3 protein-coding genes are annotated in these 2711 nt (G+C 72.7%); 1 reads left to right on the top strand and 2 read right to left on the bottom strand.

Annotation, left to right across the window (positions count from 1 at the left end; translation table 11 throughout):
• On the bottom strand, positions 1-696 hold a 696-nt coding region (locus AV521_RS46120; RefSeq protein ID WP_076097933.1), incomplete at its 3' end, for a universal stress protein.
• 56 nt (positions 697-752) lie between these two features.
• Positions 753-1670, bottom strand: a complete 918-nt coding sequence (locus tag AV521_RS46125) for a universal stress protein (protein ID WP_076097934.1) — start codon at positions 1668-1670, stop codon at positions 753-755.
• Positions 1671-2067: 397 nt separating this feature from the next.
• On the opposite strand from AV521_RS46125, the gene AV521_RS46130 reads away from it, so the two are divergent.
• On the top strand, positions 2068-2711 hold a 644-nt coding region (locus AV521_RS46130), incomplete at its 3' end, for a SulP family inorganic anion transporter (protein ID WP_371917122.1).

The following is a 2711-nucleotide window of genomic DNA, read 5'->3' on the forward strand; positions in this document are numbered from 1 at the left end:
CCGCACATCAAGGTCGGCCGGTGCGTCCCGCAGGGCTTCCTCCAGCGCCTCGACGGCCTGCCGCTCGTAAAGGTGCGCCGGCTCGCCGGCGAGCAGGGGATGGCCGGTGGTCGCGTGCGCGGGGCGGCGCCAGACCCGTACGGCCTCCAAGGGCACCCCGCGCAGCACGGCCTCCTCGGTCGCGAACCGTACGGCGGACGAGCCCGCCGGTTTCTCGGCGACGCCGAGGACGATGTGGCCCCGGGTCCCGGTGCGAGCCTGGTTGTCGTGGCTGCCGCGCAGCACGATCACCGGGCAGTGCGCGTGCCCCGCGACTGTGACACCGACGGAGCCGAGAAGCGCCTCCGTGATCCCGCTACGGCCCCGGCAGCCCAGCACCACGGCGAGGGCGGCGCGGCTCTCGCGTACGAGTGCGTACTCGGGTTCCTCGGGCCGCACGTCGGTGGTGACCTGCACATCCGATCGGCGGCGCGCGGCCCGTTCCCGGGCGGTGCCGACGACGTCCTGGGCCATCACCTCCTCCACCGGCTTGTCGAGCTCCTGGGCGAGCAGGGCACCCTCGTAGCGGTCCCAGAGCGAGGCGTACACCAGCCGGAGCGGCGCCCCGTGCAGGGCGGCCTCGTCGGCCGCCCAGTCCACGGCCCGCAGGCTCGGCTCGGAGCCGTCCACCCCGACGACGACCGGAAGATCCGTCATGCTCCTGTTCCTGGTCCTCTTGTCGGACTTCTTGTGGGACTTCTAGTCGCCATGGGTCAGGCGTGCGCGACCACGGCGACGGGCGCGACGACGTGGTGCAGAACGGCGTGCGTGACGTGGCCGATATGGGCACCGAACGGGCTGGTGCGGATACGACGGCCGACCACTGCCAGGGAAGTGTCGCGGGCGGCGTTGACGAGCACCTGCGCAGCGCTGCCGCAGCGGCTCGCCTCGATCACGTCGACGTGCGGGAACTTCTGCCGCCAGGGACGCAGCGCCTCGGTCAGGGCAGTCGCGTGCTGCCGCGAGAGCGTGTCCGAGAGTTCCGCGTCGCCGTAGAAGCGGTAGAAGGCGGTGGGCAGCTCGGGCCAGGCGTGCACGATCCTCAGGGGTGCTTCGCGGCGCGCGGCGGCGTCGAAGGCGAACTCCAGGAGCGTCTCGTCCATGTCGCCTGTGTCGAGTCCGACGACGACGGGCCGGAAGGGGGTCGCTGCCGACGGGATGCCCACGGGGTCGGTCCTGTGTTCGTCGGCGGCCTGCTCACCGGCCCGGACCAGCACCACCGGACGGGTGGCGTGGGTGATGACGGACAGGCTGACCGAACCGACCATGAACCCGTCGATCCCGCCGAGGCCGCGCGAGCCCAGCACCAGCATCTCCGCGGCCTCCGCCGCCTCGGCCAGGGTCTGGGACGGCTCGCCGGTGACCTGATCCGTGATCACCTCGACACCGGGGTGACGCAGCCGAAGGCCCTCTGCGGCCTCGAGCGGCATCCTCTGCGCCCACTCCTCCGCCCAGTTCTGGCTGGTCTCGGTGCCGAGCAGCGGTGCCTGCGCCACAGGCACGGGCGGGAGCTCGAAGACGTGGAGGATCTTCAGCGGCAGGCCGCGCAACTGCGCTTCGCGGGCCGCCCATTCGGCGGCGGCCCGACTTTCGGGCGAGCCGTCGAGACCTACGGTGATGGTTCGGGTCATGGTCTCCACCTCCCGGGGCGAGGGATCCGATACCAGCGTGCTGACACCGCGGTCACGGAGTCAGGGGCCGCAGGTCCCTCTGCGGGGCCGAACGGCCCCGGTGCCCGGAACCTCCCGAGGACGCCCGCCGCGGGGCCGGAACGATCGGCGGAGCGGCAGGGCGCACAGTGTCGAAGTGACGGGTGAGACGCGACACCCGTACGCCGGTGGATGCCGGAAGCGGACCACTGAGGACGGCGCATGGCGGAAGGCGCGGGCAAGCGGGTGCCGGAGAGACGGTTCTCGTCGTCCGGGGTCGGCGCCCTGCTCACGCCCGGGCCGTCCTGGCTGCGGAGGGATCTGCCCGCGGGGGTGACGGTCGCCGCCCATCTCGTGCCGCAGGTCATGGCGTACGCGAGTGGCCGGGCTGCCGCCGGTCGCCGGACTGCGGGCGGTCCTGCCCGCGCTCGGCCATTACACGTTGTTCGGCACCTCACGCCTGCTCTCGGTCGGCCCCGAGTCCACCACCGCGCTGATGACGGCCACGGTGGTGGGTCCCCTCGCCGCAGGCGACCCGGGCCGCTACGCCTCTCAGGCGGCCGCTCTCGACGTCACGGTCGGCCTGCTGGGCCTGGCCGCCAGGGCGGTCCGCCTCGGGTTCCTCGCGGACCTGCTCTCCCGCCCGGTCCTGATCGGCTGTCTCGCCGGGGTCGCCGTGCTCATTGCGGTGGACCAGCTACCCCGGCTCACAGGCATGCCCGCCGGGAGTTCGGAGCCCTTCTCCCAACTTGCCTTCTTCTTCAGCCACTTGCCCCCGGGTTCACCCGGCCACCGCGGCCCTGTCCGCCGCCGTCCTCGGGTTCCTCTTCGCCATGGCCAGTTCCTCCCCGCGCTTCCCGGACCACTGCGCGCGTGGTGCTCGCGACGGCCGCCGTGGGCACGTTCGGTCTCGACAGCCGGTACGGGGCCGCTGTCATCGGCACAGTGCCTTCCGGGCTCCCGCATGATCGACGTCGCCGGCTTTCGCCGTCTCGCCGCCTTCCGGCGCCGGGAACTGTTCCT

This window comes from Streptomyces sp. IMTB 2501 (genome assembly GCF_001953885.1).
Classification (GTDB): domain Bacteria; phylum Actinomycetota; class Actinomycetes; order Streptomycetales; family Streptomycetaceae; genus Streptomyces.

Excerpts from the sequence above, each read along its gene's own strand:
- AV521_RS46125 (WP_076097934.1), bottom strand. The coding sequence starts at position 1,670 with ATGACCCGAACCATCACCGTAGGTCTCGACGGCTCGCCCGAAAGTCGG.